Origin of the sequence: Pseudomonas sp. PS01303, assembly GCF_029959385.1 — a bacterium.
Lineage (GTDB): Bacteria > Pseudomonadota > Gammaproteobacteria > Pseudomonadales > Pseudomonadaceae > Aquipseudomonas > Aquipseudomonas rustica.
The window spans coordinates 60105-85342 of record NZ_JASCPK010000001.1 but is presented as its reverse complement, the minus strand read 5'-3'; the positions used below and the strand labels follow the sequence as shown (position 1 = coordinate 85342).

At 53.6% G+C, this 25238-nt stretch carries 23 protein-coding genes; 8 read left to right on the top strand and 15 right to left on the bottom strand.

Features of this window, described 5'->3' with window-relative positions; translation table 11 throughout:
- Window positions 1-108 precede the first annotated feature (108 nt).
- Both QMX93_RS00400 and QMX93_RS00395 read left to right on the top strand, forming a co-directional pair.
- The gene (locus QMX93_RS00400; RefSeq protein WP_140396035.1) at window positions 109-321 is read left to right on the top strand and encodes a hypothetical protein; all 213 of its coding nucleotides are present in this window, start codon (window positions 109-111) and stop codon (window positions 319-321) included.
- Between the two features lie 6 nt (window positions 322-327).
- Window positions 328-528, top strand: a complete 201-nt coding sequence (locus QMX93_RS00395; RefSeq protein WP_080895979.1) for a heavy-metal-associated domain-containing protein — start codon at window positions 328-330, stop codon at window positions 526-528.
- Between the two features lie 115 nt (window positions 529-643).
- On the opposite strand, the gene flgB is transcribed toward QMX93_RS00395, so the two are convergent.
- The gene (gene flgB, locus QMX93_RS00390) at window positions 644-1057 is read right to left on the bottom strand and encodes a flagellar basal body rod protein FlgB (RefSeq protein ID WP_042556877.1); all 414 of its coding nucleotides are present in this window, start codon (window positions 1055-1057) and stop codon (window positions 644-646) included.
- 350 nt (window positions 1058-1407) lie between these two features.
- On the opposite strand from flgB, the gene QMX93_RS00385 reads away from it, so the two are divergent.
- The 6 genes from QMX93_RS00385 to QMX93_RS00360 all read left to right on the top strand — a co-directional run bounded on the left by QMX93_RS00385 (window position 1408) and on the right by QMX93_RS00360 (window position 6241).
- Entirely contained in the window at window positions 1408-1614 is a 207-nt protein-coding gene (locus QMX93_RS00385) for a co-regulatory protein PtrA N-terminal domain-containing protein (protein ID WP_042556878.1), read from the top strand.
- A 176-nt stretch (window positions 1615-1790) separates the two neighbouring features.
- A complete protein-coding gene (locus QMX93_RS00380; protein ID WP_282351338.1) occupies window positions 1791-3752 on the top strand; it encodes a copper resistance system multicopper oxidase in 1962 nt (653 codons plus the stop codon).
- A 12-nt stretch (window positions 3753-3764) separates the two neighbouring features.
- Window positions 3765-4013, top strand: a complete 249-nt coding sequence (locus QMX93_RS00375) for a hypothetical protein (protein WP_176393382.1) — start codon at window positions 3765-3767, stop codon at window positions 4011-4013.
- Window positions 3985-4959 carry a copper resistance protein B gene (locus tag QMX93_RS00370; RefSeq protein ID WP_042556880.1) on the top strand — a complete coding sequence of 325 codons (975 nt, stop codon included), beginning with the start codon at window positions 3985-3987 and terminating at the stop codon, window positions 4957-4959. The genes QMX93_RS00375 and QMX93_RS00370 overlap by 29 nt, the downstream gene beginning before the upstream one ends.
- 9 nt (window positions 4960-4968) lie before the next feature.
- A complete protein-coding gene (locus QMX93_RS00365) occupies window positions 4969-5784 on the top strand; it encodes a cytochrome c (protein WP_080963326.1) in 816 nt (271 codons plus the stop codon).
- Entirely contained in the window at window positions 5774-6241 is a 468-nt protein-coding gene (locus QMX93_RS00360) for a DUF411 domain-containing protein (protein WP_042561924.1), read from the top strand. Before QMX93_RS00365 ends, QMX93_RS00360 begins: the two co-directional genes overlap by 11 nt.
- Window positions 6242-6681: 440 nt before the next feature.
- On the opposite strand, the gene QMX93_RS00355 is transcribed toward QMX93_RS00360, so the two are convergent.
- The 14 genes from QMX93_RS00355 to atpA form a co-directional block, all read right to left on the bottom strand.
- The gene (locus QMX93_RS00355; RefSeq protein ID WP_042556881.1) at window positions 6682-8007 is read right to left on the bottom strand and encodes an OprD family porin; all 1326 of its coding nucleotides are present in this window, start codon (window positions 8005-8007) and stop codon (window positions 6682-6684) included.
- Between the two features lie 220 nt (window positions 8008-8227).
- A complete protein-coding gene (locus QMX93_RS00350) occupies window positions 8228-8560 on the bottom strand; it encodes a DUF2790 domain-containing protein (protein ID WP_042561925.1) in 333 nt (110 codons plus the stop codon).
- 186 nt (window positions 8561-8746) lie between these two features.
- Window positions 8747-10378 carry a TnsD family Tn7-like transposition protein gene (locus QMX93_RS00345; protein WP_224450881.1) on the bottom strand — a complete coding sequence of 544 codons (1632 nt, stop codon included), beginning with the start codon at window positions 10376-10378 and terminating at the stop codon, window positions 8747-8749.
- 382 nt (window positions 10379-10760) lie between these two features.
- Entirely contained in the window at window positions 10761-11810 is a 1050-nt protein-coding gene (locus QMX93_RS00340; protein ID WP_282351302.1) for a TnsD family Tn7-like transposition protein, read from the bottom strand.
- Window positions 11811-11867: 57 nt separating this feature from the next.
- Entirely contained in the window at window positions 11868-13328 is a 1461-nt protein-coding gene (locus QMX93_RS00335; protein WP_042556883.1) for an ATP-binding protein, read from the bottom strand.
- Window positions 13325-15493: a Mu transposase C-terminal domain-containing protein gene (locus QMX93_RS00330; protein ID WP_042556884.1), complete on the bottom strand. Its 2169-nt coding sequence runs from the start codon at window positions 15491-15493 to the stop codon at window positions 13325-13327. The genes QMX93_RS00335 and QMX93_RS00330 overlap by 4 nt, the downstream gene beginning before the upstream one ends.
- On the bottom strand, window positions 15490-16344 hold the full coding sequence (locus QMX93_RS00325) for a TnsA endonuclease N-terminal domain-containing protein (RefSeq protein ID WP_042556885.1): 855 nt from the start codon (window positions 16342-16344) through the stop codon (window positions 15490-15492). The genes QMX93_RS00330 and QMX93_RS00325 overlap by 4 nt, the downstream gene beginning before the upstream one ends.
- A 282-nt stretch (window positions 16345-16626) precedes the next feature.
- The gene (glmS, locus tag QMX93_RS00320) at window positions 16627-18459 is read right to left on the bottom strand and encodes a glutamine--fructose-6-phosphate transaminase (isomerizing) (protein ID WP_282351291.1); all 1833 of its coding nucleotides are present in this window, start codon (window positions 18457-18459) and stop codon (window positions 16627-16629) included.
- A 2-nt stretch (window positions 18460-18461) separates the two neighbouring features.
- Window positions 18462-19238 (bottom strand): DeoR family transcriptional regulator, encoded by a 777-nt coding sequence (locus tag QMX93_RS00315; protein ID WP_282351289.1) that lies wholly within the window; start codon window positions 19236-19238, stop codon window positions 18462-18464.
- A 163-nt stretch (window positions 19239-19401) separates the two neighbouring features.
- Window positions 19402-20769 (bottom strand): bifunctional UDP-N-acetylglucosamine diphosphorylase/glucosamine-1-phosphate N-acetyltransferase GlmU, encoded by a 1368-nt coding sequence (gene glmU, locus QMX93_RS00310; RefSeq protein ID WP_282351287.1) that lies wholly within the window; start codon window positions 20767-20769, stop codon window positions 19402-19404.
- Window positions 20770-20885: 116 nt separating this feature from the next.
- Window positions 20886-21311: a F0F1 ATP synthase subunit epsilon gene (locus QMX93_RS00305; protein ID WP_053125284.1), complete on the bottom strand. Its 426-nt coding sequence runs from the start codon at window positions 21309-21311 to the stop codon at window positions 20886-20888.
- Between the two features lie 45 nt (window positions 21312-21356).
- A complete protein-coding gene (atpD, locus tag QMX93_RS00300) occupies window positions 21357-22736 on the bottom strand; it encodes a F0F1 ATP synthase subunit beta (protein ID WP_016984062.1) in 1380 nt (459 codons plus the stop codon).
- A 27-nt stretch (window positions 22737-22763) separates the two neighbouring features.
- Window positions 22764-23624, bottom strand: coding sequence for a F0F1 ATP synthase subunit gamma (gene atpG / locus QMX93_RS00295; RefSeq protein ID WP_007911960.1), 861 nt, complete (start codon window positions 23622-23624; stop codon window positions 22764-22766).
- 50 nt (window positions 23625-23674) lie between these two features.
- Window positions 23675-25219, bottom strand: a complete 1545-nt coding sequence (gene atpA / locus QMX93_RS00290) for a F0F1 ATP synthase subunit alpha (RefSeq protein ID WP_007911958.1) — start codon at window positions 25217-25219, stop codon at window positions 23675-23677.
- Window positions 25220-25238 lie beyond the last annotated feature (19 nt).

The window sequence follows — 25238 nt, the reverse complement described above, 5'->3', positions numbered from 1 at the left end:
GATAGGCATACCCCCTATGCCTATGCAAGATCATAGAGCGGAGAGAGCATCTACAGTCCCTGGCAGAAAAGAGGCCTCAAGTGCGAGCGAGGAGCGAGAGGAGCTGTAATGTCCGCCTCTAACCGTTCTCTGCCGGCGATGGCCAAAGTCGAATACGCTGCAAATGGTTGGTCAGGTCAAATGCAAACGAGTGGTCAAGTCTGCCCAACTACCCATCACAATGACGGTCACAACCCGAAACAGATAACTGTTGACCTTGCCATCGTGTCAACGTCGATGCTGTTGGTGCGGCGAAAAGAAACCGCTCAGCTTGAGAGGTAAAAAACCATGTTCGTTTTAAATGTTTCCGGCATTGGTTGCGGCAGTTGCGTCAGCAAAATCACCAAGGCGATTCAGTCAATGGATAACGAAGCTACGGTTTCCGTGGATCGGTCAGCCGGTAAGGTGAGAGTTGAAAGCAGCGAAAGCCCAGAGCAGATTCGTAAAGCTGTCGAGGCGGTAGGTTTTCCTTGCCAGATCAGCGCTTGAAGCGCTGACAGCTGCCCCTGGTCAGACGCCCGTTGCAGGGGGGATCCACTTGGTGAACATTCAGGGATACCATAGCAGCGTCGACCACAATTACCGCTCGCAAGCCCCTGCGCTACTAATCACCTCGCAGAGCTTTGAGCAAACCTTTGAATGCTCCATTCAACCGAGTAAAAGCGGCGTCGAAACGTATTCCATTTTCTGTGTACTTTGCGACCTCAACCTGCTGATCGACAGTATTTTGGTCAATGGCAGGTTGAGCCGGTGTACTGTAAAGCAAACTAATTCCATAAATATCGCTTACGGATTCTATTCCGGCAATGTGTTTTACATTTGTTGTTTCCAAAGAAAATAGAGTGGCAGGTGTTTTTTCTATTTCGCGGGCGAGCACAGTAGAAAAATCTAAATCTCGGGCCTTGTAGTTCGGCGTATCAGCATTTGCGATGTTGTTACTCAGGATTTCGGCTCTTTGGCTACGAAGATTCAAAGCTCTTTCCGCTACGCCGACCGCTTTTTCGAAACTAATACTCAAGCAATAATCCTCAACAAGCTCACTTATTTACTACGCGATACCTCCGGATTCACATCTCCGACCAATAGAGGTTCAAAGACATAGTCACCTTGAGTAACGAAAACCTACAAAGGTTCGCCCGTTGATATTATTGGTGAGTAATATCGATGCGCGCTGGAAGACCGAGACCTTAAGGACTAAATACGATGTTCTTCAAGAGAAATATCACAACCTGACGCAACTGTAATATTGGCCTAAGCTTCCCGACAGCGGGTGACCCTTATAGTCCTATTGAGCCTAATGCTCACCCGCTACGAATCAATGCACGATTGGATTCAGGGGCGGCCAGTACTGATCTGAGGAAACCCCAAATGAACACTATCAAATCCTTGTTCGTCATCGCTGCTCTGAGCATTTCATCTTTGGCTATGGCTGAGGGCGGTGGTGATCGGACTTTCGCACGTATGGAATTGGCCAAAAATAATTCGATGGAATCGTACCAGGTAGCTCAAACGCAGAGCTCTCAACCGCCTGTCGCTGAGAGCAAAGCGAAAGCGATGGATCATAAAAACTGCTGAACGATTAGGCACGCGGCCAACCTGACAGAAATGTAATCACTAAGGTGGTTTAGATGTGGCAATTTCTGAGCTCGCTTGCTGTAAAAATTCGTCTTTTTAACGGTAAGCGAAGCTCATCTTGCCAACTCACGGGTTGTTTTGAACGGCTCCCTTTTGACTGATTGGAAATAAACGGCATGCATTCCAAAACCTCTAGACGGACATTCGTTAAAGGCCTGGCCGCCGGTGGCATCCTTGGCGGCCTTGGTCTGTGGCGCACTCCTGTATGGGCAGTGACCAGTCCAGGCTTGCCGAGCGTCCTCACCGGCAACGAATTTGATCTGTTTATTGGTGAAACCCCTGTAAACATCACCGGCTCGCCGCGCACGGCCATGACCATCAATGGATCATTGCCAGGACCCTTGCTGCGTTGGCGCGAAGGAGAGACAGTCACACTGCGTGTGAAAAATCGTTTGGACCAGGACACTTCCATCCATTGGCACGGGATCATCCTGCCGGCCAATATGGACGGCGTACCCGGATTAAGCTTCCATGGCATCGCACCCGACGGTATGTACGAGTACAAATTCAAGATCCATCAGAACGGTACGTATTGGTATCACAGCCACTCGGGCTTACAGGAGCAGGCAGGCGTTTACGGGCCAATCGTTATCGACTCGAAAGAACCTGAACCTTTTCAATACAACCGCGACTACGTGGTGATGTTGACTGACTGGACCGATGAAGATCCTAGTCGCGTCATGGCGAAGCTTAAGAAGCAATCTGACTACTACAACCACCACAAACGTACCGTTGGCGATTTCATCGACGATGTCAGCAAGCAAGGCTGGTCATCTACCGTAGCCGACCGAAAGATGTGGGCAGAAATGAAAATGAACCCCACTGACCTCGCAGACGTCAGTGGAGATACTTACACCTACCTCATGAATGGCCAGGCGCCCAACGGTAACTGGACCGGTATTTTCAAACCAGGTGAGAAGCTGCGCCTTCGTTTTATTAACGGCTCGGCGATGAGCTATTTCGACGTTCGAATTCCTGGCTTGAAAATGACCGTTGTGGCCGCCGACGGCCAACACGTCAAACCGGTCAGCGTCGACGAATTCCGCATCGCCGTAGCTGAAACGTATGACGTGATAGTTGAGCCCGCCAGTGAAGAGGCTTACACCATCTTCGCCCAGTCTATGGACAGAACCGGGTATGCACGCGGAACCCTCGCAGTTCGCGAAGGATTAAAGGCACAAGTGCCTGCGATCGACCCTAGGCCTCTTTTGTCCATGGATGACATGGGAATGGGCGGTATGGCTGGTATGAACCATGGCAGCATGGCTGGTATGGGCAGCGGCGACATGTCCGGCATGGCTGGCATGGATCACAGCAAGATGGCGGGCATGGACCAAAGTGACATGACCGGGATGACCGGCATGGACGGCGGTGATATGACTAGCATGGCTGGTATGGATCACAGCAAGATGGCTGGTATGGACAAAGGCGACATGGCCAACATGGCTGGCATGGACCATAGCAAGATGGCGGGCATGGACAAAGGCGATATGTCCAACATGGCCGGTATGGACCACAGCAAGATGGCTGGCATGGGCGGTATGGGTGGAGAAATGCAGACTCACCCAGCCTCCGAAACCAACAACCCCTTGGTTGATATGCAAGCCATGACCCCGACGCCAAAGCTAAACGATCCAGGCATCGGTTTGCGGAACAATGGTCGTCGAGTCCTCACCTATTCAGACCTGAAAAGCACTTTCGAGGACCCTGATGGCCGCGAGCCCAATCGCACCATTGAGCTACATCTGACCGGTCACATGGAAAAGTTTTCCTGGTCCTTCAACGGCATCAAATTTTCTGACGCTGAGCCCCTTCGTCTCAAGTATGGGGAGCGTCTTCGCATCACCTTGGTAAACGACACCATGATGACGCACCCCATTCACCTTCACGGAATGTGGAGCGACCTTGAAGATGAAAACGGCAAGTTCATGGTGCGCAAGCACACAATCGACATGCCACCAGGTACCAAGCGCAGCTATCGAGTCACCGCCGATGCCTTAGGTCGCTGGGCCTATCACTGCCACCTGCTTTTCCATATGGAAATGGGCATGTTCCGTGAAGTACGGGTTGATGAGTAAAGGAGACGATCTGTGAGCACATACCTAAATCGTAAATCGCTGGTCGGTTGCCTCTTTGCCGTCGGCTTGATGGGTGGACTCTCGTCCGTGGCGCTGGCAGTCGAGGATAGTAGTGTTCATTCACCTGCTACTCCTGCGGAGCCAACGAGCAAGCCTGCAACTGCGACAAAAGAATCAAAGCCCGATCACGGATCAATGGATCACAGCAAGATGAGCCATGAGTCGATGGGTCATGACCAAAAAACCAAAAAGGCAGATTGAGATCATGACCAGTAAGTTTTTACGTCCAACGTTGATGGCACTGGCAGTCTCTACCAGTCCTGCTTTCTCTTTCATGGCCCAGGCGGCAGAAGAGATGGATCACTCCAAGATGGATCGCGGCTCGATGGGAGCTATGGACCATAGCAAGATGGGGGCAATGGATCACAGCAAGATGAGCATGGACAATGGAGCAATGGACGGTATGGAAAGTATGGATGGAGGGGCTACCACCACCAGCCGAACTCCAATCCCTGTACTGACCGACGCTGACCGTGCAGCCGCGTTCCCTGATGTGGCTGGTCATGGCGTTCACGACAAGAAGGTCAACTCCTTCATGCTGCTGGATAAGTTTGAGTACCAGGATGCTGACAACGGTAGTGCGTTGGCCTGGGATGCAAAAGGATGGATCGGCGGTGACGTTGACCGACTGTGGTTGCGTTCGGAAGGCGAACGTACCAATGGCGTAACGGAAAACGCTGAACTCTCAGCCCTTTGGGGGCACTCCATCGGTCCATGGTGGGATGTCGTCACCGGCGTACGACAAGACTTCAAGCCCGGATCACCACAAACTTGGGGAGCGCTCGGTATTCAGGGCATGGCCCTCTATAACTTTGAAGCCGAAGCGACTGCCTATATCGGTGAGAACGGTCAAACCGCTGCTAGATTGGAAGGCGACTACGACATTCTGCTGACCAATCGCCTGATCTTGCAGCCAACGGCCGAAGCCAATTTTTACGGAAAAAATGATCCTCAACGCGGCATTGGGTCTGGATTGGCAAACACCGAAGTAGGGCTCCGATTGCGTTATGAGATTGTTCGCCAATTTGCCCCTTACATTGGGGTTAGCTGGAGCCGCTCCTACGGCAATACGGCAGACCTGGCCAGCGATGAAGGAGAGCATGCGAACGAGGCGCGATTTGTCGCCGGTATTCGGATGTGGTTTTAAGAGCCTGACATGAAAAGAACGTTGAAAACATTGACTGCTGCCGGGGTGGTTGCCGCAATAACAGGTGCCGGCGTGGTTTATTTTGGTGTGATCAATGTTGGGGCGGATGAACCACACTCCGATCCCGTTTACGCGCTACTTTCCACCGCTCGGGATCGCTCGATCGAAGTGCGCTCACGCGACATTAAAGTCCCCGACCTGAGCGAAGAAGCTCTAATCCGCGCAGGTGCTGGCAACTACAACTCTATGTGCATCGGTTGCCATCTCGCTCCGGGTATTGAAGGAACCGAGTTAAGTAATAGCCTTTACCCCGCACCTCCGAATCTTTCAAAACTGGGCGTTGATGGAAACCCTGCCGCAGCTTTCTGGATCATCAAGCATGGAATCAAATCCACAGGCATGCCCGCTTGGGGTAAAAGCATGGCCGATCCCTACATATGGGGAATGGTCGCATTTCTCCAGCAGCTGCCTTCAATGGATGCAGAGCAATACAAAGCTCTCGCAACCAGCAGCGGTGGTCATCAACACGGTGGCGGCGAGAGCAAAATGCATAACCATGAAGGCCAGCATGAGGGCCAAAAAGGCGCTGTCGCGGGGCATCATGATGCGGGTACAGGCGAAGAAATAGCCGAAGCAGGCGACCATCATGGCGAGAGAAACAGCGCTCATGCCCATGAGGCGGCCGAAGCGCCTTCTCAGGATGAAAGTACCGAACACGCCCATCCTCAGGTTGTGGAGGCTTCACATGACGCCCCTGCAACTCCGGCCACTCAGCCAAAAACTCATACCCACGCTGATGGGAAGGAACATACCCATGCGAAATAACTTTCTTCGTCCCGGTCGGGCACTTCGCCTCGCTGCATTTGCGGCTCTGTTTATCAGTTCAGCTGGTCATGCAGCAGAGTCGCTGACGATCGACGTCCATCGTGACGCTAACTGTGGATGCTGCAAGAAGTGGATCCAGCACCTTGAAGCTAACGGCTTCACCGTCGTTGATCATGTAGAAACCAACATGAGCGCGGTCAAGCAGGATCTCGGTGTTGCTCCACGACTCTCGTCCTGCCACACAGCAATGATCAATGGAAAGTTTGTTGAAGGTCACGTGCCCGCCGAGCAAATCATTGCGATGAGCAAACGTGACGACCTTCTCGGGATCGCCGTTCCTGGCATGCCGGCTGGATCCCCGGGCATGGAAGTCAACGGAAAACATGATGCTTACCAGGTAATCGGTTTGTCCAAAGCAGGCGCAGACCAGGTCATTGCTGAATACCCCGGAAACTAATCTGGCCCCTCAATCCTGTCCCTGCGTGGTTAGCGACATAGCCATGCAGCGGGACACATACTGTCCATTCCGCGCTCAAGTAACACGCAAAGACAATGAGCTACTGTTGGCCGTCTCTCCTGCTGTTCCCCCCAGCCCCACTCTATAACGCCCTCAGCTAAACGATGCGCACGCAGTCGAAGTGAATATCGACGATGACTCTGCACCTTCAGTCTCAGTTATGAATGGAGATTGCCTGTCAACGGATCAAAAGCTCCTAGACAGCAGGTTTGCCAAGCGGGGCGAACACAGGTACTGACAACAGGACGTCCCGCACTTATGTCAATCCACACAAAAAAAGGCGCCACTAGGGCGCCTAAGCCGCCTCCCAAACCAAAGGAGAAACAAGGAGACGGGGTGTACCTGGTAGTCGAACAATTGGTGCCGCAGGTTAGCGCTCGTTAAAGCAGTTGCAGTGGGTACTCGACAATCAGTCGGACCTCATCCAAATCAGATTCGAAATCGGTAGCACGCGTGGTTGCTTGGCGAACACGCAGCGACATGTCCTTCAGAGAGCCTGACTGGATGATGTACTTAGCCTCAATGTCTCGCTCCCAACGCTTTTGGTCTTGCAATGGCGCTCCATCTGCTCCGCGACGCATATACACGCTGTTCGCGTTGGAATAATCAGCGTCCCACCCCTTCGCGTAGCGGGTCATGAAGCTAAGGCCTGGGATGCCGAACGCTTGCATATCCAGGTCGTAGCGAAGCTGCAAGGATTGCTCTTTCGGTGAGTTGAAGTCGCTGTACTGGATGGAGTTATCCAGAAAAATCGAGTCCGATTGGCGCAGGTAATCAAAGTCGTCATTGCCGTTGCTGCGCTGATAGCCAACGGTCACCGTGTGGACGCCGAATTTAACCCCGGCTTTGCCACTCCAGATATTGTTATCAAAGCTGTCCAGGAGTTTTTTACCCTCGTCGACCGCGCGGTAGTAATTAAATCCACCGATCAACGCGACGCTCTCTGAGAGCGGGTAGCTCAGGGAAGTGCCTGCGTAATACTGATTCCAAACATCCTTAAATTGGCTGGCGTAAAGACTCACACCAACATGCTCATTAACGGTGTAATCGCCCCCAAGGTAAGCAATCCATGGAGCATCAACAGCACCGGCATAGAAAGTCGAAAAGCCGTCACGCATGCTGCTGGAGTTGGGTTGGCTCATCGCATGCAGCCGCCCCCCCTGAATGGTCAGGTCTTTAATGGTGGTGTTGGTGAACGTTGCCCCCTTAAAGCTCTCTGGCAGCAGTCGAGAATCGCCATATGCCACGACAGGCGTGGATGGAAAGACATCTCCTACTTTGACCACCGTATCCATAAAGCGAGCCTTCGCGGCTCCGCCTACTTTTGAGTAAGAGTCTTCAGGTTGGCCTTTGCTGTTGTAGGGCATGACATCCACTGAGCTTCGAGCCCCCGAGCGCCCATCACCCGAATCAAGCTTGAGTCCTACCATTGCAAATGCATCTATGCCGAACCCGACGGTGCCTTGGGTGAAGCCAGACTCAAATCGCCCGATAATCCCATGAGCCCATTCTTCAGCGTAACCATTGCCTGTGGGACTTGACTGGCCCTTTCGATTGTCACGATTGAAGTAGAGATTACGATTGAGAAGACTAAGGGAGCTCCCTTCAATGAACCCCTCAGGTTTTTGCTCAACGGCCACTGCAACTTGCCCCATGCTCATGCCAAGGGCAATGAGAGAAAGACCATAAAAGCTTTTATTGTTCATTTAACACTCCAGGCTTTTGCTTGGCAGAGTTTCTTTATGAAATATTTTTATCATTATAAAAAGCCACCGGCACATAGGGATTCCCTCTACGTGCCGACAGACATAATTTCATACAAAAGATAACTTCAGCGTGACCTGAAAATTACTTCTATGTCAGCGACCAGCAAGCATGCTTAAAAAGCGTAAATGAATGATTTGATGTAGACATGACCTTAAGGGGCTAACTCCCATGTGGGCAGTCGGTACCCATAATCTTGTATTCCACGGTATTAAGCTTGCCCGCCGAATCTTCATAGGTCATGCGCGAAGGCGCAACACTACAGTTTTTGTTGGCCTGTGTGACACTGATCACCTTCTGAATATCGAGGTTCATACCATATTCATAATGAACAACTTCAGGGACGGCCTTACCATTTCTTAAGGCATATTGCTCCATCGCCTGTTGGTTTTCTTGCATCATCCGACCATACACGCGGTCACCGCCTCCTTCAGCCATGGCTAATGAAGATAAGGTCAAAACCGAAGCGGCGCAAAACGCTTTCACTGCTGTCATTGCTTTCATGATTTTCTCCTAAGCTCAATTTTCTGAGTTAAAGAGTAACAAGTGAAAGCTTTCAGAAAGCTGCCGCGAAGGTTACTAATGTGAAAGGTGAACCCTACTCCGCGTTTACGCTTTCAAGCCAGATGGCATTTTTGTTATCACCAAAGGTTGGCAGACGCTGACGGAACACAGATGACCTCAAAAGCTTATTGGAACCGGTGGCCCCTCCCAATTCCTCGATACGCCGGTAGATCTGAGCAAGGCCTCCGCGTCGACTCCGGTTTTTTCCAGGCTTGTCAGATCCCACTCGAAGAAACTGGAAAATACCAGGAAAACCTTGCTTGCTACCGCTGAAGTCAATCTTACCGTCGAGTAATTCACCGGGAGCTTCATCCGGATGAGTTCAGAGACAGTCCATATCAAAGTTCTTAGACGGAAATGCCATACTGACTCTTGATGAATCTTTATCTGTTGATAAGTAAGGGGAAACCTCTGCTTGCGTAGATCCAGCTCATGAGGTAACGAACCTGGGAGTAGCGATTGCAAATTCCGAATATTCACTCTCTTCGGATCTTTCGTAACTTTATATAGCTCATCTACGCCCGCTTCGATAAGGGCCGCATACGCGCCGTCTCTTGAGTCGACAGACTTTTCGACCGTAACTGCAATTTTTTTAGGTGCACGGAGTTTTGCCATTAACCATGCGTTATCATGTTCTAGAATCCATTGCGTAGGTTTGTACGCCTTCTTCCAGAGGTACTCGACATCGGCGTCGTTACGTAGCGCTAAAAGCAACTCAATTTTTTGGCGATACCTAGTTTTTTGGCTAGGATGCGATTCTTCAACTTTGGACGCTCGCGGAGAAACAGAGGCACTCAGCAGAATAGACTCATTCTTCAGAGCCTCTTCAAAGTCATCTGCACTGGAAAACAAATGAAGAGCAATGATCAAATGCCTCGCGAGCGGCATATTTAGCTGACCTTTGTCTGATTTGAGCCGGATCCATTGCTCATGTTTCCCGGTGTTATAGGCTGGATCAATCTGCGACAAAAGCTCATCACCGTAAGCGCTTTGGATGCTGTCGAATAGTTTTGCGATACCTGCATTTTTTCCGAAAATATATCCGCGTTTCTTGCATTGGCGGACGTAGCAAGAACTTAATACCGTACTGCCTATCGGAGGAATATTGCGTTGCAAGATATCGTGTGCGAACAGGGCGACTTTCTGTTCCAGTTTTGAGCCCTTGTGAGTCGCTGCGCTGTTTAAGGGGCTCCAACCGCATGCGCATGGCTCAGTCAGATTGGGAAGTAGCTTCAATTTTCGGTAGAACGGGCGAGAGCACTCGGGGCAGGCATGGATCAATGTGTCGCCATGACGCCAACAGACGGCAACACCGGGTATTTGGTGAGATCGATGCCAGTAGGCAGAACCCCGATCAATCAAATCCTCCTGAACGCAGGTAGGACAAAGCTTAGCCTTGCCATGGGTGGACTCCTCTCTGCGGGGCACCCGTACCACCCCGTCATAACCCAGCGGACCTACGTTGTTCTCCGGACCCTGCTTAACCCCAAGAAAAGGCCGGTAAGCAGGAAAAGTGGTATTGCTACTGATCAGCTCTGCGAGATTGCTCTCCGATTGCCCCGGCAGTCTGTGGGCGAGCCTCTCGATCTGATTGGGTACGATGCCACCAATGCAAAAGGGTTTCGATGCGAACAAATCGCGGTAGGTTTCTGTCGCGGTTCTGTTGCCTGACAGATAGTGATATCGGGTGACACGAGAGTGCAGCATTTCATCCGGCATCGACACGGGGAAAAACAATAGATCAGACATCATTTACCGATTAAAGGTAGGGCTCGAAGAGAATATGCATCCGGGGGCAGTATATATGCAACCCGTCAAATTCTGTATCCGGTATCGATTTGGAAATGATACCCAGCCGCTCAACTTTTAACCGTAGTGAATTCATCTAAGCCCTGCCGCGATCGTACTCTTGAATACAAAACACGTATCGATAACCTGCGCAGGTCAGCCCATGGCAATTGCAAAACTATTTCTGTTGATCGCGGGTTAGTACGTTTTACTTGCTGATCGTGGTCATCCAGCGTATGCCGTAGCTATTCTGGAAGGTGCAAATATTCATTAACAGAAAAATAATGTGTTTACGTTGAATTAAATTCAGAACTTTTTTAGATCGAGGGAATGGCTGGCTGGATTACAGCGTGGGCCGAATGCTCGCGACCCTGTAAAGCGAAGAACGTGATATAGGCTTGCCCTCCGAGAGCAATTTGCTTCTAGCCCATCGCAGACGCCTATCGTGGAAGCCTTCGATTGATTCACATACTTTGTCGAGCATTGCTGCACAGAGAGGAAGCTTGCAGAGCTGCTTTTCGAAGCGAGACAGAACATGAAGCTCCCGGCCAATTCTGGTACGCGAGATGCGGACAGGCTTACCCGCAAGAGCATAAAGCGCTTCAGCACACTGACGGACTTCGCCGGCCAGTCTCGCATCGAGGGCAGCGAACATTTCGGCGCTATTTAGACGGGGCGTACGATGGGGGCTTGGGTTTACAGTTGACTCCGAAAGCCACCGCCTATCGTGGCGATACAGCCACGCATACCCCCTGCATGCATGTGCTTTGTAAAAACGATAATCAGCCTCGAAAGCCGTGCGTCTTGCGCATAGCTCAATGTGAAATCTTGCCTCACTCCAAGCACCTTGCCCGCCGGCTACATTTCGGATGTGACGATAGACATACGCCAATGAAACGCCTAGAACGGCAGCGATCTTTTTGGCATCAGCGCCCTCAAGAGCATGTTTCCACACAGCGGCTGACGAACAGTCCATGCCTTCACCGGGCATCACCGGAGAAAGGCGCGTGTGAAGTTGAATGTGAGCTATCGGACCACACGCCACCGCCTGTTTCACCGGGCGTTGACCATGCAGCAAGTTCACCATGTCAATGCCCAGAGCACCGGCCAATAAAATGTATTTGAGCGGGTGGTGGGAGGTTATTGGCGTACGAAGCAGCTTCGTGACCCACGAGGCGGGTGTACCTGCACGAACTTCTCCGAGTATGGAAAATTCCCATTCTTGCGGGAGTGCGGCAAAAAAATCGGCCATGTGCTGCGCCAGCATGTGCATGTGCAAGCGATGGTTATCAGAGGCAAGGTTAAGCTGCGTTGCCCTTTGTAAAAACGTGTAGCGCACCGCCTCCGCTGACAAAGCACTGACTTCAGACTCGATGACCTGAAGTGAGCGCAACGCTATTTCGTGAAGCGGGAGAAATGGAGTTTAAGGTGCACTTCGCCACCCCCCGACTCACGCTTTGTGATACATCGGTGAGAACTCAAACAAGTCCTCGTTGAGCCAGCCCGCAGCTCGCAGAGCATCGAGGGGAGCGTCCTGTTCGCTTAGGGCTTTAGCCTCTGAGTTTTCCACACCAGTTGCAATAGGCGATGGGTGATCCTTCGCAAGAATGGTTGGAGATTGGTCTGCCGGCTTCTCACGGGACACAACGCTTCGAAGCAAGGCGAGGCGATCCTCTCGTGCCAAACCGTCGAAGACCATCATTTCGCTCAGTTGATCCTCAATCGGCAGCAAATCGTCGAACTGCCGCATCCGCTTCGGATCTCGGCTACGCAGAGCTGAAAGGGCTGGCTTTAGAATCTGCATTTTTGAGTTGCTTACCTTCACCAGGACCTCGGCAGTCAAACACTCCGAGCCACTCTGGACCGCATAACGCTGACTCAATACCAGCAGCTTGACCAGGAAATCTGTGACGCCTTGAGTGTGCTCATACAGCGTGTCGAAAATCTCGTCAGTCAGCTCAGCAGTCTGCTTGCACCACTGATAGCTCCAGAGATTTTCGACTAACAACCGCCACTCCTCATCCTCTTTTTCGAATCGTTTGAATTCCAGCGTACCGGCACCACAGACTCGGCGGGCAGTCCGCATGGCTTCTGAGAACAGGCTAATCGTAGAGTTCGTGCCACTGAAAACGACCGGGATACCAATGTTGTTAACCAAGTGCAGAAAGAAATTCAGCATGCTCTCCTTACCACCGGTTTTCGCCAGGTGGAGGTTTTGCAGCTCGTCGATTAACAAGGCGCCGATGAAAAACGTGCTGGCCACCTGCTCCATCTGTTGCAGCGCATCATTGATATTTCGATGCCTGTAGCGCTTGTGATAGTCCTTGTCTCCTAGAGCGTCACCAACCGCATAAAAAAACTGCTGGCAAAATCCAGCCAGCGATCCATCCCGAGGGCAGTCAAGCTTCAGCCAAGTGATTTGGGTATGAACAAACTGCTTTCCCTCATAGCGCTCATGACGGATTGTCTGTGGATAAAGGCTCAAAATGGCGTGGAGTGCCGTCGACTTGCCAATACCGCTCAGGCCGACGACGGTAAACGTTTCAGCAGTGGACTTGAACGCATCGTGGTAACGCTGAGCCCCCGATAAAGAATGCAAATGCCGGACGGTAGCGGGCGACATCGGGTTACGCCCAACATACCCTCGACGGATGAGCAGTGAAAACAGGGCCTCCAGTTCCAGGTGTAACAAAAACGGCTGTACCACGGTTCTTAATCGGTCGATACAGTGAATTCGAGTGGATCCTTCGAGGGTCAGCTCTTTCGGATCCACCGGCTGAGGAAAATTCGAGATCAGCTCAATAGCCGCCGCCTCCGACAATATAGGAGGCAAAGCTTCGATAAGCGGATTGCCCGCATACTCACTTATGTCCTGTTTGACGTAATTGGCAAACGTCTGCGCACCTTTCATTTTGCCTGTCCTGGCCGAATTCTTTTGAGCAAATCGATAACTTGCGCAGTGCGCTCGCCGGCATATGAGTCATGCGCTTTCGGTGTCGATTCAGATTGAAGTGAAGCTGGCTCCGCCCTGACGCCTTCAGGAACAGCCGCATTTTCACGCTCACGGAGACGTTCTTCTGCGCGGTTCTCGCGGATGTTTCCAGTGGCCTCCGCCTTGGTGGGCGGAGCAGGTTCCAATTTTCGTTCTGCGAGCGCATGGCTGATGATCTGGTGGACCTGATCGCTAAGCTGCACACGGCTTTCCAGCTCGGCTCGCCGGTGAGTAGGCGGTTTTTGGCGATAGGCTTCGAGCAGATCAAAAATCTCGTCCGAGCGGTAATTCGCGTAACCGGCATCCGATCGTCGAAGATCACAGCGGATAAACTGCTTGGCCTCTCCCTGGATCCAGATGTGCGCCGCAGAGTTCGGATCGAACCAACACTCTATTGACCAAACGCCCCCTTTGCGAGCCTTGGCAAACCAATCTTTCTCTATGGCCATATCACAAACGTAGTGCATGCCGCGAAACATCACGCCGCCCTTTTGAACGGTCGCGCGCTCGCGCGGCAAGAGATGGAGGTAAACCAGCTCGTCGGGACGTTTGTTGGATTCGATCAGGTCGTTTTCGCAGGCCCAATTCCATATCCCGTTGGGCGTAGGTTCAACACCGTCATTCATCATCGCCTGAGTCAGTCGGTCAGGCTGTCGATGGTGCCGGTTATAGTGGAGCACGCAATTGATGAGGATCTGGGTGAACTCTTTGAGGTTTAGCGTGGCATCGAGCCGGTAATCTCGCTCGCCTCGCTCTTTGTCTCGCGCAGCTACCCCGCCAGGTAGCCATCTGATACCCGTCAAATCATTCAAAATGCCAAACCGACTTTCTACCATAGGCTTCCAATCAGGCCGATAAGGCGGAGCCGTGCCCATCTCAATTCCCAAGCCTGACGATAGCCCCTCTGCTGCCAGTGACAACATCTCTCCCCTGTCGGCGTAAATCTGGTGGGGCAGGTGGTGACAATTCCAATCATCTGAATTGATTTCAACGCCGTTCTGAGCGCAGAACTCGACTTTGGGGGTAAACGCGTTGAACAGCGCTTGCCTCGCCCCGTTCCAACTGGGACCTTCCAATCCTACATAGAGGCCAACAATCATTCCGGAGAAACTATCCACAACGATATAAACTACGGGCCGGCCAATAAGCATCCGTCTAGAGTAGCTATTGACCAAATAAATATCGGCAATAGTTGCGTCGATTTCAAACTGATGACACGGTCCACGCAGCCAATCGCGAACGGTACCTGAAAGCGGACGGCAGTCCTTTAACCACTTCCTCAACCCTTTACGGCCACGCTCGGTTTCAATTTCGTCGAAAAAAATCTGTCCCCAATATCTGAATTGCCTCAGGCTGGGCAGCTCTAAGCTAGGTAGCAAACGAAGCTCTTCTTCACTGTTTTTAGAGATGTCTCGAACCGAGTAGAATCTTCTCAACATTTCGTCATATGCGCTCGAAATAGAAGATTTCTTATCTTTTACATAAAGGGCATATCCAACTCGTATGCATCGTTTATCAACCGCACTGAGCATCTTGGAAGGCGCAGTGAGAACGCCTTGAAACGTAGGTTTTCGCCCTGGAGGCCTACTCGGATCATATTTTCTATCGGCAACTCCTACCGCCGAGTAATTATTAAGTAATGAGTTTCGAACTTGACCATAAAACCAATATCGGTAAAGAAGCCGATAGATCGTTTTTCGCTGAATTCCGAGCTCTGACGCCCGTTTGGTAACAAGCCGGCCTAACTCTCCCCGTACAAATATTTGTCCTGGATATTCAGGATCTAGCAGCGGGGCTATGACCGCCCACTTTTCGTCCCGGCCTTGCTTGGCTCTCTCATCCAGCTGATCCTCAAGCACAAGCATAAACTCGGGTGTGGTAATGGCTGCTGGTTTCGTGTGACCAGACGCTAACGAACGACGCAACTCTTCGAGACCAATGGCGTAGGGCTGCCGGGGTGGGTCTGCTAGATCTATCACCACAGCCAAGTCATGCGTTTCATCTTGGTAAATGAGCCTAGCTATCGTAGCGATGACCGACAGATCGGTAACAGGCTCAAAAACCTCATTAACGAGGACAGTCATGACATTTTCTCCTTCAACGATCCTTGGACAGGGATCTGGAAAACTTCGAATTCAGGAACTAGACTAGTAAGGTGGAGAGGAGTGTTAATCAAATCTATTTTCAGTACCTTGTTCCAAACCAGATGGAAGAAAATTGCCTGAGCGTCTAGATAAGAGATGGACAGAAGGGACGCTATTTTTCTTAGACAGGTGGCCAAAGTCCACGAATATTCCCGGCTGTTTGCTAGGCACTCGATAAAACTCGAATGCAAAGGGACTTTCATTAAATCGCGAGGGAGCTTCGAGTATTTTCTGATTAGTCCAAGATTTTTTATCAAATCTCGTGTAAAAAATTCATCTGTGACGATTTTCCAATCAACACCTTGGCTTTGCCAAAAGCGCTTTTCAATCTCAAGTTTTTCAAGCGTGCGGTTACTTCCTTTGCCAACTAGGTCGGATCGATACTTCACCGTTCTAGCTACCGACTTAAAGTTTCCGCTCAAGTCCTTAACGGTTAGCAGGAAATCTGTTGTCATTACATAGGGCAGTGTCGTTCTAGGGTATCTGGGATAACGTACATCTATTGCCGACGCTATCGCTTGCGCGCGCTCTGTGGGTAGTAACGGATATTGCTCACGGATATCCACGACGTCTTCAGAAAATTCACACACAAGGAAGTACGAACGCTCGAGATCTGACAGTAGGTGATGAATCCTCTCGATCTTCACACCTTGGATTTTGTGCGAACGACCTATCGACGGGACATCTTGTACCCGCAGCCAAGGCACGTAGCTTGCCCCGGCGCCTTCGCCAAATCCATTTGCAATGTGCCGTTCAATGTCCTGCTGTGATGCAAACTTACGACCTCGCAACCCACGCCTCCTCAGTCGATGCGGACCGCTTCACCTCACGCCGAGAAAAGTCGTAGAAGAACACGACCGCCGTAGCGGCCATATTCAAAGCATTTTCTAGACTACACCCGCAGAGAGTTGAAGCGATGAATCCAGACCAAAGGGAAAGCCTGGAAAGGAAAAACCCCCGTAGATACGGGGGTTTGAGCCTTGTGTCAATCTATGTTCATGAGTGTCAAACTTTATTGTTTTGTGTCAATCTTTATTGTTCAAAGCCAAATTCTCGCCCCCGCGTAAGACCAATTACTCCACCGTCACCGACTTCGCCAGATTACGCGGCTGATCCACATCCGTGCCCTTCAGCACCGCAACGTAGTACGACAGCAACTGCAGCGGGATCGTATAGAGGATCGGCGAGAGGATGTCGTGGATGTGCGGCATTTGCACCACGTGGGTGCCTTCGCCGTTGGTCATTCCGGCTTTTTCGTCGGCGAACACGATCAGTTCGCCGCCACGGGCGCGGACTTCCTGCAGGTTGGATTTGAGCTTTTCCAGCAGCTCGTTGTTTGGCGCAACGGTGACCACTGGCATGTCGTTATCCACCAGCGCCAGCGGGCCGTGTTTCAGTTCGCCGGCCGGGTAGGCTTCGGCGTGGATGTAGGAGATTTCCTTGAGCTTCAAGGCACCTTCCATCGCTACCGGGAATTGCGCGCCACGGCCAAGGAACAAGGTGTGGTTTTTCTCGGCGAACAGCTCGGCGATTTTTTCCACGGTGCTGTCCATGGCCAGCGCTTCGCCGAGGCGGGTTGGCAGGCGGCGCAATTCTTCGACCAAAGTGGCTTCAACGCCTTTGGCGAGGCTGCCGCGCACTTGGCCCAACGACAGGGTCAACAACAATAGGCCGACCAGTTGCGTGGTGAAGGCTTTGGTCGAAGCGACGCCGATTTCGCGGCCGGCCTGGGTCAGCAGCGTCAGGTCGGATTCGCGCACCAGCGAACTGATGCCGACGTTGCAGATCGCCAGGCTGGCGAGGAAACCCAGCTCCTTGGCGTTGCGCAGCGCGGCCAGGGTGTCGGCGGTTTCGCCGGACTGCGAGATGGTCACGAACAGGGTGTCCGGCTGCACCACGACTTTGCGGTAGCGGAATTCGCTGGCAACTTCGACCTGACACGGAATGCCGGCCAGTTCTTCTAGCCAGTAACGGGCGACCATACCGGCGTGATAGCTGGTGCCACAGGCAACGATCTGCACGTTGCGCACTTTGGCGAACAGCTCGGCCGCTTGTGGGCCGAACGCCTGAACCAGCACCTGATCATTGCTCAGGCGACCTTCGAGGGTGCGCTGGACAACGGCCGGTTGCTCGTGGATTTCCTTGAGCATGTAGTGGCGGAATTCGCCTTTGTCGGCGGCTTCGGCGCCGTCGGTGTATTGCACGGTCTGGCGCTCGACCGCGTAGCCATCGACGTCCCAGATCTGCACGTTATCGCGGCGAATTTCGGCGATATCACCTTCTTCCAGGTACATGAAGCGGTCGGTAACCTGACGCAGCGCCAGTTGGTCGGAAGCGAGGAAGTTTTCGCCCAGACCCAGACCGATCACCAGCGGGCTGCCACTGCGCGCGGCAACCAGACGATCCGGCTGCTTGGCGTTGATCACCGCCAGACCATAAGCACCGTGCAATTCCTTGACGGTCGCTTTGAGGGCGACGGTCAGGTCTGGCTGATCCTTGAGTTTGTGGTTGAGCAGATGGGCGATGACTTCGGTGTCGGTGTCCGAGGTGAACACGTAACCCAGCGATTTCAGTTGTTCGCGCAGGGCTTCGTGGTTCTCGATGATGCCGTTGTGCACCACGGCGATGTCGCCGGAGAAATGCGGATGGGCGTTGCGTTCGCAGGGTGCGCCGTGGGTGGCCCAGCGGGTGTGGGCGATACCGAGACGACCTACCAGTGGATGCTCGGCCAGTGCCGCTTCAAGTTCACTGACCTTGCCCGGACGGCGCATGCGCTCGAGAGTTTCCTCGTTGGTGTAGACCGCTACACCCGCGCTGTCATAGCCGCGGTACTCAAGGCGCTTGAGGCCTTCGAGCAGGATGGCGGTGATGTTACGTTCAGCCACTGCGCCGACAATTCCACACATGCTTATTTCTCCTGACTGACAGCCGCGCAAATCAAGTTGATACCGCGGGCCTGTATCTGATCCCGTGCCTCTTGGGGCAGGCGATCATCGGTAATTAGGGTATGGACGCTGCTCCATGGCAGTTCCAGATTGGGAATCTTGCGGCCGATCTTGTCGGCCTCGACCATGACGATGACTTCCCGCGCCACGTCAGCCATGACCCGGCTCAAACCGAGCAGCTCATTGAAGGTCGTGGTGCCACGCACCAGATCGATGCCATCGGCGCCGATGAACAACTGGTCGAAGTCGTAAGAGCGTAGTACTTGCTCGGCGACCTGACCCTGAAAGGACTCCGAATGCGGGTCCCAGGTGCCACCGGTCATCAACAGCACCGGCTCGTGTTCGAGTTCGCTCAGGGCGTTGGCAACATGCAGGGAATTGGTCATCACCACCAGACCCGGCTGCTGGCCGAGTTCAGGGATCATCGCAGCGGTGGTGCTGCCGCTGTCGATGATGATGCGCGCGTGCTCGCGGATGCGTTTCACCGCCGCGCGGGCAATCGCCTGTTTGTATTTGGAAACGCTCTGCGCGGTTTCCGCGACCAGCTCCTGCGGCATGGTGATCGCCCCGCCGTAACGGCGCAGCAACAAGCCATGGCTTTCCAGTGCGGCGAGATCCTTGCGAATCGTAACTTCAGAGGTTTCGAAGCGCTTGGCTAGCTCATCCACACTGACTTCGCCCTGCTCATTGAGCAAGGCGAGAATGTTGTGGCGACGTTGGGGCGTATTGCGTTTCGACATGGCGGCTTAAGTTTCGATTCGAAAGATAACGGAAGCAATCAAAACCTATTGGCTATAAATCGTCAACCCATTGCTCATAAAAAAATCGCAGCCCTCCGACAGTCCCCGTAGGAGCTGCCGAAGGCTGCGATCTTTTGATCTTCAAAAAGCCGCTGTGGATAACTCAGTCCTTTTTGATTTTCACCGGCCGCTTCCAGCCATCAATATTCTTCTGCCGCGCGCGACCAACTGCCAACTGCGCGTTATCCACATTCTGCGTAATCGTCGAGCCGGCCGCCGTGGTTGCACCGTCGGAGATATCCACAGGCGCGACCAACGAATTGTTGGAGCCGATGAACACATCTGCACCCAACACGGTTTTCCACTTGTTGGCGCCGTCATAGTTGCAGGTGATGGTGCCAGCACCCACGTTGGTGCGCGCACCGATTTCGGCATCGCCCAAATAGGTCAAGTGACCGGCCTTGGCGCCCTCGCCCATGTGCGCATTCTTCAGTTCAACAAAGTTACCCACATGCGCGCGCGCTTCAAGCACGGTGCCCGGACGCAGACGCGCGAAGGGACCGGCATCGCTGCCCTCGCCCATTACGGCACCTTCGATATGACTGTTGGCCTTGATCACCACGCCTTTGCGCAGGGTGCTGTCCTTGATCACACAGTTCGGGCCGATCACCACGTCGTCTTCGATAACAACGTTGCCTTCGAGGATCACGTTGATGTCGATCAGCACATCGCGACCAACGGTCACTTCACCGCGCACATCAAATCGCGCCGGGTCACGCAGGGTCACGCCTTGCGCCATCAAACGGCGGCCGGCACGCAACTGGTAATGACGCTCCAGCTCGGCCAGTTGTTTGCGATCGTTGGCGCCCTGCACTTCCATCGGGTCGTGCGGTTGTTCGGTGGCCACTACCAGACCGTCGCTGACCGCCATTTCGATCACGTCGGTCAGGTAGTACTCGCCCTGAGCGTTGTTGTTCGACAGGCGGCTCATCCAATCGGCCAGACGATCGGCCGGGACGGCGAGAATGCCGGTGTTGCCTTCGGTGATTGCGCGCTGCGCTTCGCTGGCGTCTTTGTGCTCAACGATGGCCGCGACCTTACCGTCAGAGTCGCGCACGATACGGCCGTAACCGGTTGGATCATCGAGTTCGACGGTGAGCAAACCCATCTGCCCCGGCACTACGTGCTTGAGCAAACGTTGCAGGGTTTCGACTTCGATCAGCGGCACGTCACCGTAAAGGATCAGCACGGTGTCCGCGGAAATGAACGGTACGGCCTGAGCGGTGGCGTGGCCGGTGCCCAGTTGCTTGTCCTGCAGGACGAAATTCAGATCATCAGCCGCCAGACGTTCACGCACCACATCGGCGCCATGGCCAATCACTACATGGATGCGTTGTGGATCGAGTTGGCGGGCGCTGTGGATAACATGGCCCAGCATGGAATTGCCGGCAATCGGGTGCAAAACCTTCGGCAGGGCCGAACGCATACGAGTGCCTTGACCGGCCGCGAGGATAACGATTTCAAGAGACATGACTGGCTACCAATCCTGGGTGGTCAGCAACTGCGACCGGGTTTGAATTCGGAAAAAGAAAAAAGGGTAGCCGAGGCTACCCTTTTTTATCAATCGCACAACAAGCGGCTGACGGATTAACCGCCAAACTTCTTGCGGATCTGCTGGACGGTGCGCAGCTGAGCTGCAGCCTCGGCCAGACGAGCTGACGCAGCGCTGTAGTCGAAATCAGCGCCCTTTTCATGCAGAGCATGCTCGGCAGCCTTGAGAGCTGCTTGAGCCTGAGCTTCATCCAGGTCGGCAGCACGTTGCACGGTATCGGCAAGCACTTTGACCATGTTCGGCTGAACCTCGAGGAAACCACCGGAGATGTAGAACACCTCGGCTTCCCCGCCTTGCTTGATCAGGCGGATCGGACCTGGCTTCAGATTAGTGATCAGCGGCGCGTGACCCAGAGCGATACCAAGATCACCCAGTGCACCGTGCGCAATCACCATCTCGACCAGGCCGGAAAAGATTTCCCCTTCCGCGCTGACGATATCGCAATGGACTGTCATAGCCATCTGATTGCCTCAACCTAAATTAGCGCCCGTTGCCGGGCGCCGGGATTACAGTTTCTTGGCTTTCTCGATCGCTTCTTCGATGCCGCCAACCATGTAGAACGCTTGTTCTGGCAGGTGGTCGTAGTCACCGTTGAGGATGCCTTTGAAGCCAGCAATGGTGTCTTTCAGGGAAACGTATTTACCCGAAGCACCGGTGAAGACTTCAGCCACGAAGAACGGCTGCGACAAGAAGCGCTGGATCTTACGAGCACGGTTTACCAACTGCTTGTCGGCTTCCGACAGCTCGTCCATACCCAGGATCGCGATGATGTCCTTCAGCTCTTTGTAACGTTGCAGAACGTACTGAACGCCGCGAGCGGTGTCGTAGTGGTCCTGGCCGATTACGTTCGGATCCAGCTGGCGCGAAGTCGAATCCAGTGGATCTACCGCTGGGTAGATACCCAGGGAAGCGATGTCACGGGACAGAACGACGGTGGCGTCCAAGTGGGCGAAGGTGGTCGCTGGCGACGGGTCGGTCAAGTCATCCGCAGGTACGTATACCGCTTGGATCGAAGTGATCGAACCTTCCTTGGTCGAAGTGATACGTTCTTGCAGAACGCCCATCTCTTCAGCCAGGGTCGGCTGATAACCTACTGCCGAAGGCATACGGCCCAGCAGTGCGGATACTTCAGTACCGGCCAGGGTGTAACGATAGATGTTGTCGACGAACAGCAGAACGTCGTTACCTTCGTCACGGAACTTCTCGGCCATGGTCAGGCCGGTCAGTGCTACGCGCAGACGGTTACCCGGCGGCTCGTTCATCTGACCGTAAACCAGTGCCACTTTGTCCAGAACGTTGGAGTCCTTCATCTCGTGGTAGAAGTCGTTACCCTCACGAGTACGCTCACCCACACCGGCGAACACGGAATAACCGCTGTGCTCGATGGCGATGTTACGGATCAGTTCCATCATGTTTACGGTTTTGCCTACACCGGCACCACCGAACAGACCGACTTTACCGCCTTTGGCAAACGGGCAAACCAGGTCGATAACCTTGATGCCGGTTTCCAGCAGGTCGTTGCCGCCTGCCTGTTCAGCGAACGAAGGCGCTGGACGGTGAATGCCCCAACGCTCTTCGGTGTCGATCGGGCCAGCTTCGTCGATCGGGTTACCGAGGACGTCCATGATCCGGCCCAGGGTCGCTTTACCGACCGGTACGGAGATGGCTGCGCCAGAATCGGTAACTTCCAGACCGCGCTTCAAGCCCTCGGTGGAACCCATCGCAATGGTACGAACCACGCCGTCGCCCAGCTGCTGCTGAACTTCCAGAGTGGTGCCGGCATCGCTTTTGACTTTCAAAGCGTTGTAGATGCTCGGTACGCTGTCGCGTGGAAATTCCACGTCGATAACGGCGCCGATGATTTGAACGATACGTCCGCTACTCATAGCTGGATCCTCTGAATATTTGAACCGTTAAACCGCGGCAGCGCCGCCGACGATTTCCGAGATCTCTTGGGTGATCGCAGCCTGACGCGCCTTGTTGTAGATCAGCTGCAAATCGCTGATCAAATCACCGGCGTTGTCGGTAGCGTTCTTCATCGCGATCATCCGCGCAGCTTGTTCAGCCGCGTTGTTCTCGACCACCGCCTGGTAGACCTGCGACTCAACGTAGCGGACCATCAAGCCGTCAAGCAGCTCTTTGGCATCCGGTTCGTAGAGATAGTCCCAGTGGTGTTTGAGATCCTGATCCGGGGTGGCCACCAGTGGAATCAACTGCTCCACGGTAGGCTGTTGCGTCATGGTGTTGATGAACTTGTTGGACACCACGGACAGGCGGTCAATACGGCCGTCCAGGTAGGCATCCAGCATCACCTTGACGCTGCCGATCAAGTCATTGATCGACGGCTCTTCACCCAGGTGGCTGATAGCTGCAACGACGTTACCGCCGAAGTTACGGAAAAAGGCCGCACCCTTGCTACCAACGACACACAGATCAATCTCGACGCCGTTTTCGCGGTTTACCGCCATGTCCTTGACCAGGGCCTTGAACAGGTTGGTATTCAAGCCGCCGCACAGACCACGGTCACTGCTCACTACGACATAACCAACGCGCTTGATTTCGCGGTCGATCATGAACGGGTGGCGGTATTCCGGGTTGGCGTTGGCCAGATGCCCAATAACCTGGCGGATACGCTCCGCATAAGGACGGCTAGCAGCCATGCGCATTTGTGCCTTGCGCATTTTGCTGACCGCCACTTTTTCCATGGCGCTGGTAATCTTTTGCGTGCTTTTGATGCTCGCAATCTTACTGCGAATCTCTTTTGCGCCTGCCATGTAACACCTATCAGGTTAGCAAGCGGGAGCCTCGCGGCTCCCGCTGCGGCTTACCAGGTTTGGGTGGCCTTGAACTTCTCGATACCGGCTTTCATGCCAGCGTCGATTTCGTCATTGAAGTCACCTTTAACGTTGATCTTGGCCATCAAATCGGCGTGATCGCGGTTGAAGAAAGCGATCAGCGCTTGTTCGAAGCTGCCGATCTTGGCGATTTCAATGTCAGTCAGGAACCCACGCTCAGCGGCATACAGCGACAGCGCCATGTCAGCGATCGACATTGGTGCGTATTGCTTCTGCTTCATCAGCTCGGTAACGCGCTGACCATGCTCAAGTTGCTTACGGGTCGCTTCGTCCAGGTCAGAAGCGAACTGGGCGAATGCCGCCAGTTCACGGTACTGAGCCAGAGCGGTACGGATACCACCGGAGAGCTTCTTGATGATCTTGGTCTGAGCGGCACCACCCACACGGGATACCGAAACACCGGCGTTCACTGCAGGGCGGATGCCCGAGTTGAACATGGCCGATTCCAGGAAGATCTGACCGTCGGTGATGGAAATCACGTTGGTCGGAACGAACGCGGAAACGTCGCCAGCCTGGGTTTCGATGATCGGCAGTGCGGTCAGGGAACCGGTTTTGCCGGTCACTGCGCCGTTGGTGAACTTCTCTACGTATTCTTCCGAAACGCGGGATGCGCGCTCCAGCAGACGGGAGTGGAGATAGAACACGTCGCCTGGGTAAGCTTCACGGCCTGGTGGACGGCGCAGCAGCAGGGAAATCTGGCGGTAAGCCACTGCTTGCTTGGACAGATCGTCATAAACGATCAGCGCGTCTTCACCGCGGTCGCGGAAGAATTCACCCATGGTGCAACCGGAGTACGGTGCCAGGAATTGCAGCGCAGGAGATTCCGAAGCACTGGCAGCCACGATGATCGTGTTGGCCAGGGCGCCGTTTTCTTCCAGCTTGCGAACCACGTTGGCGATGGTCGATTGCTTCTGACCAATAGCTACGTAGACGCAGAAAATGCCGCTGTCTTTCTGGTTGATGATCGCGTCGATCGCCAGAGCGGTTTTACCGATCTGACGGTCACCGATGATCAGCTCACGCTGGCCACGGCCGACAGGAATCATGGCATCGACAGCCTTGTAGCCAGTCTGTACAGGCTGGTCTACCGACTTACGCCAGATCACGCCCGGTGCAACTTTCTCGACCGCGTCGGTCAAGGTGTTGCCCAGTGGACCTTTGCCGTCAACAGGGTTACCCAGTGCGTCGACTACGCGACCCAGCAGTTCCTTACCAACAGGAACTTCGAGGATGCGGCCGGTGCACTTGGCGCTCATGCCTTCAGCCAGAGACTGGTAAGCGCCCAATACAACGGCACCTACGGAGTCTTGCTCCAGGTTGAGGGCCATACCGTAGACGCCGCCCGGAAACTCGATCATCTCGCCGTACATTACGTCGGCCAGACCGTGAATCCGCACGATGCCGTCAGATACGCTGACGACAGTGCCTTCGTTACGGGCTTGGGAGGTCACATCGAGCTTGTCGATGCGGCCCTTGATAATTTCACTTATTTCGGAAGGATTGAGTTGCTGCATTGCTCTGCTGCCCCTTCAA